Origin of the sequence: Piscinibacter sp., assembly GCF_050175855.1 — a bacterium.
Lineage (GTDB): Bacteria > Pseudomonadota > Gammaproteobacteria > Burkholderiales > Burkholderiaceae_C > Piscinibacter.
In genome coordinates, this window is record NZ_JBFXIO010000376.1 from 1 (window position 1) to 5001 (window position 5001).

At 71.5% G+C, this 5001-nt stretch carries 6 protein-coding genes; all 6 read right to left on the minus strand.

What is annotated here, in order from left to right; translation table 11 throughout:
- Positions 1–1098, minus strand: a 1098-nt coding sequence (locus AB7U92_RS21760; RefSeq protein WP_428582005.1) for a secretin N-terminal domain-containing protein, incomplete at its 3' end; no start/stop codon positions are given.
- A complete protein-coding gene (locus AB7U92_RS21765) occupies positions 1098–1658 on the minus strand; it encodes a hypothetical protein (RefSeq protein WP_428582008.1) in 561 nt (186 codons plus the stop codon). The genes AB7U92_RS21760 and AB7U92_RS21765, both read right to left, overlap by 1 nt.
- On the minus strand, positions 1655–2233 hold the full coding sequence (locus AB7U92_RS21770) for a hypothetical protein (RefSeq protein ID WP_428582011.1): 579 nt from the start codon (positions 2231–2233) through the stop codon (positions 1655–1657). The genes AB7U92_RS21765 and AB7U92_RS21770 overlap by 4 nt, the downstream gene beginning before the upstream one ends.
- The gene (locus AB7U92_RS21775) at positions 2230–2772 is read right to left on the minus strand and encodes a hypothetical protein (RefSeq protein ID WP_428582014.1); all 543 of its coding nucleotides are present in this window, start codon (positions 2770–2772) and stop codon (positions 2230–2232) included. The genes AB7U92_RS21770 and AB7U92_RS21775 overlap by 4 nt, the downstream gene beginning before the upstream one ends.
- Positions 2769–3536, minus strand: coding sequence for a hypothetical protein (locus tag AB7U92_RS21780; protein ID WP_428582017.1), 768 nt, complete (start codon positions 3534–3536; stop codon positions 2769–2771). Before AB7U92_RS21780 ends, AB7U92_RS21775 begins: the two co-directional genes overlap by 4 nt.
- Positions 3514–5001: GspE/PulE family protein (locus AB7U92_RS21785; RefSeq protein ID WP_428582020.1), on the minus strand; the 1488-nt coding region annotated here is incomplete at its 5' end. The genes AB7U92_RS21785 and AB7U92_RS21780, both read right to left, overlap by 23 nt.

Consider the following 5001-nt stretch of genomic DNA (forward strand, 5'->3'; position numbering starts at 1 on the left):
CGAGACACCGAACGCGTCGGGCCACTTGATGCCCAGGTTCGACATGCGGTCGGCGGAGACCTCGAGCACCTGCACCTCGAGCATCACCTCGGGGTCGGGCACGTCGTTGGCGGCCACCAGCTTCTCGGCCACCGCGATGGCGTCGGCGGTGTCGCGCATCACCAGCGTATTCGTGCGGGCGTCGGTGACGATGTCCTTGGTCTTGAGCAGCGACTTGATGATGTTGGCCACGTGCGTGGCCTCGACGTTGCTGAGCTGGAAGCTGCGCACCTTCAGCTCGTTGTATTCCTTCTGCTTGGCCGAGGTCGCCGGGTAGACGAACAGCGTGTTGTTGTTCAGCACGCGCTTCTCGAGCTGGTTCTGCAGCAGGATCAGGTCGATGGTGTCCTCGACGGAGGCGTCCTTCACGTAGATGGTCGTCTTCAGGTCGCTCTTCACGTCGCGGTCGAGGATGATGTTCACGTTCGCGGTGCGCGACAGCGCCTCGAACACCATCTTCAGGTTGGCGTCGCGGAACTGCAGCGTGACGGGGCGGCGGAACGAGCTCTGCGCCGCCAGCGTGCGCTCGCGCGCCGCGCGCTCGGCGTCGAGCTTTTCCTCCATCGTGCGCAACTGCGTCTGCACGCTGGCGTTGCCCGGCAGATCCTTGATGGCGCGGCGCAGCACGTCCTGCGCGGCCTCGCCCTGGCCGGCACGGGCGTGCTTCTCGGCCAGTGCGATCGCCGCGTCGGCCTTGCGCTGCTCCTGCACCAGCTGAATCCCGCGCTGCGCCCGCTCGCTGCCGTCGTTGAAGCGCAGCACTTCCTGGTATCCCTTGACCGCCTCGTCGAGGCGGCCCGCCAGCCGTGCCTCGTCGGCCCGCGTCAGCACGGCCTGCGAGGCCAGCTCGCGTTGCGCAAGGTAGTCGATGCGGTAGCGCGCGTTGTTGGGGTCGAGCTCACTGGCCTTGCGCAGGTTGGACAGGCCTTCGGCCACTTTGCCTTCGTGCAGCAGCTTCATGCCGTCGCCGTTGTGCTGCTGGGCTGCGCAACCGGCCAGCCAGAGGGCGGCAGCCAGCGCCGCGAGGCGCCAGGGCACCGGGTGGGTTGTGGATTGCATCAGGAGTGGCCTCCCGCCACGGCAAGCTTGAGCGTGACGTTGTTCTGGACGTGTTGGAAGACGAGCTCCTGCGCGGAGATCGCCACGAGTTGGTAACCGCCTTCGAGCCGATCGCCGACGCCGGCGACCAGCAGCTTCTCGCCGAGGGCGAGGAAGACGCGCGGCTTGCTGCCGCGGCCCTCGTCGAGCAGGCCGACGAACCGGTAGGGCAATGTCGGCGGGGGCGGCGGGGGCGGCGGCGGGGGCGGTGGCGGAGGCGGAGGTGGCGGCGGCGGTGGCGGCGGCGGCGGCGCCTTGTACCACTCGCGCGAAGCGAACGCGTCGTTGCCCTGCGCGGCGAGACGTGCGCGGGGTGCCGGTGCCGCCGGCGCCGCCGGCGCGGTGGCTCCCGTCGTGACGACGGCTTCGGCCGGCGGGGCCGCGCCGGCCGTCGAGGCAAGGCGGCGAGGCTCGCTGGCCGTCACCACGGTGCCCATGCCCTGCTGGCCGTGCATCACGATCCATGCGGACCACAGTCCCACCAGGGTGGCGCTGGCGAACAGCACGGGACGACGCTTCATCGCGTCTCCTCGCTGTAGAAGAGCACCAGCCTGGCGGTGGCCTGGAGTTCCCGGGCCTGGGCGTTGGCACGCTCGAGCTGCAGGCTCTCCAGCGCCGCGTGCGGCAGTTCGTTGAGCACCTCGGCCACGAAGCGCCGCACGGCGGAATAGTTGCCGCTCAGCGGCAATGTCGCCTCGACGCGCGTCAGCGCGCCGGTCGTGGCCGCCCCGAGCGAGTAGTCGGCGCGCTCCATCTGCAGCCCGGCACGCTGCGCGGCGATGACCAGCGTCTCCAGGTCGCGGCCGCGCTGGCGCTCCGAGGGAATGTCGGCCACGCTCAAGGGGCCGCGCGGTGCGCCTGCCACGGTGCCCGGCAGCGGGCTGGCCGCCAGCGCGGCGCGCCGGGCTTCCAGCCGGGCCGCATCGCGCCGCAGCGAGGGCTGCAACTGCCACTGCACCAGGGCCGCCAGCGCCAGGAGCACCAGTGCCAGCCAGGCGGGACGGCCGAGGTGGCGACGCCAGACGCGCACCAACCGCCGCCAGGCCGGAATGGCTCGGTGCAGGGTCGCGGGCAGGGAGGGCAGGGCGCGCTTCAAGACACTTCCTTGGGGATGGGCGGGGCGGCGCGCCATGCCGCCTGGATGACGAAGCGCAGGGGCTGGCCCGGCGTCTCGCGCTCGAGCTGCTGGGAAGTCAGCGCGACACGGGCCAGCCGCGCATCGGTCTCGAGTTCATGGAGGTAGGCGAAGAGAGCCTTCGCGTCCCGGGCCTGGCCGGTGATGCGAACGAGGCCGGCCTTGGCATCGGGCTCGAGCTTGAGCAGGCCGATGTCGCCCTTGCCGTGTTCCTCGAAGGTGGCGAGCAGGTCTCCCCACGGCGCGCGCAGCTCGCCCGCCACGCGCACGGCCTGCGCATGGCGCACGCGCTCCGCTTCGCTGAGCTTGCGCGGGGGCGGCGGAAGCAGTCGTGCAGCCTGTGCGTTGATCTGCACGCGGGCCTCGCGGTTGTCCTGCTCCAGGCGCCAGGACGAGGCGGCGGCCCCGGCCAGCAGCAAGGCCGCGATGGCGACCAGGGTGATGCCGCTCCAGGGCCGCGGTGCGCCGCCCATGAAATCGAGTCGGGGCACCGGCCTCATGGGGCGGCCTCCGCGGCGGGCCGGGCGGGCTGGCGCTGCAACAGCGTCCAGCCGTGGGCCTGGGCCATGCGCTCCCATTGCGAGCGTTCCTCGGCGGAGCGGCACAGCATCCAGACCGAGGGCGGCTGGCTGCTGACGATCGATCCCTGGAATGCCATCAGGCGCTGTTCGACCAGCCGCAGCGCACGCGGATCGCAGCGCTCCCAGTTCAGCTCGACGGGGATCCCGCGTTCGATGCGCACGAGCGTGGTCCCTTCCTCGCGCACCATGGCGACGACGGCCTCGTCCGGCAGCTGCGCCGACAGATGGCGCAGGTCGTCGAGCAGTTGCAGCTCCACGTGGGCCAGCCGCACGCCGGCCTCGCCCAGCGCGCCCTGCCAGAGCTGCAGGTCTCCGGGCTCGAGCGCTGCGGCCAGCCAGGCGCTCGAGGACGGCAAGGCCACCACCTGCACGACGAGATCCTGCCGACCGAGTGTCGCGGCGAAGTGCGTTGCGGCAGCCTGCCGCGCCGACGCCCAGTCGTCGGCTTCGGCGACCAGCCACAGGTAGACGAGCTCGTCGGGCACGAACAGACGGGCCCGGGCCGGCAGCGGCGCACCCAGGCCCTCGCGCAGCGCCGCGAGCGCGGCCGGCAGTGCGGTGGCGGGCACGCCGGTGCCGCCGGCCTCGGCGAGCACGCGGCGAGACCAGGGGGCCAGGCACTGCGCCGCGGTCGAGCCGCGGCCGAGTCGTACGCTCAGCTCACTCTTCCACGGCCGTGACACGGTTGGCCTCCTCCAGGGTGGTCTCGCCGCTCGCGACGAGTTCGAGCGCGGCTTCGCGCAGCGTGCGCAGGCCGCGTTCGCGGGCCGCTTCGCGCAGGGCGGCCGGGCTGGCGCGCTCGGCGATCAGGCTGCGCAGGCCGACATCCATCGCCAGCGTCTGCGCGATGGCGCGGCGGCCCTTGTAGCCGGTGCCGCGGCAGTGCGCGCAGCCGATGCCGCGGCGGAAGTTCCAGCCGAGCGGGATGTCGGGCAGCGCGCTGGCCTCGATGCGCTCGGGGCCCGGGTCGTCCGGCGTGCTGCAGTGCGGGCAGATGATGCGCACCAGCCGCTGCGCGACCACGCCGTTGAGCGCCGATACCAGGTTGTACGGGTCGACGCCCATGGTGGAGAGCCGCCCGATGACATCGAACACGTTGTTCGCGTGCACGGTGGCGAACACCTGGTGGCCGGTGAGGGCGGCCTGGATCGCGATCTGCGCGGTCTCGGGGTCGCGCATCTCGCCGACCATGATCTTGTCCGGGTCGTGGCGCAGGATCGACCGCAGGCCGCGCGCGAAGGTCAGGCCCTTGGCCTCGTTGACCGGGATCTGCAGCACGTCGGGCAGCTGGTACTCGACCGGATCCTCGATCGTGATGATCTTCTCCTGGCCGCTGTTGACCTCCGACAGCACGGCATACAGCGTGGTGGTCTTGCCGCTGCCGGTCGGGCCGGTGACGAGCAGCAGCCCGTAGGGCATGGCGCCGAGCCGGCGGATGAAGCGAGCGTTGTCCGCGTCGAAGCCGAGGTGCTCGATGCTGAGCGTGGACTCGGCAGAGAGCTGGTAGCGGTCGAGGATGCGCAGCACCGCGTCCTCGCCGTACAGGTTGGGCATGATGGACACGCGCACGTCGATCGCGCGGCCACCGTAGCTGAGCTTCAGGCGCCCATCCTGTGGCACGCGCCGTTCGGAGATGTCGAGATCGGCCAGCACCTTGATGCGCGAGACCACACGGTCGGCGAAATCTCGCCCCTCGGGGCGCGCCACCGCCTGCAGGACACCGTCCAGGCGGTACTTCACCGCCAGGCCACGTGCGGCGCATTCGAGGTGGATGTCGCTGGCCTGCGCTTTCAGCGCGTCGTACAGCAGGCCGTTGACGAAGCGCACCACCGGGCTTTCGTCGGCGCTGATGTCCGCCAGCGAGAGCTGCAGGACATCGACCGCGTCGGCGCCCGGGATGGCGGCCGCACCCGTGCCCGGAGCGGCGCCATCCAGCGCGCGCATCTCGCGCTCCATGCGCGCATAGAACGCCGCGATATCGTTGACGCCGGCGACGTACCAGACGCTCGGCGGGTGCCCGACAGCGCGGATGCGCGATTCCAGCCACATGCGCGTGCCGGAGTCGAACGGATCGGCGAGCACCACGTGGCGCATGGCCGAGCCGTCGCGCAGCACCAGGCAAAGGCGCTGCTGCCCGACGCTGAACGG

Bases quoted from the DNA above. Each gene is read 5' to 3' on its own strand.
- AB7U92_RS21765 (WP_428582008.1), bottom strand. From the start codon at position 1,658: ATGAAGCGTCGTCCCGTGCTGTTCGCCAGCGCCACCCTGGTGGGACTG.
- AB7U92_RS21775 (WP_428582014.1), bottom strand. From the start codon at position 2,772: ATGAGGCCGGTGCCCCGACTCGATTTCATGGGCGGCGCACCGCGGCCC.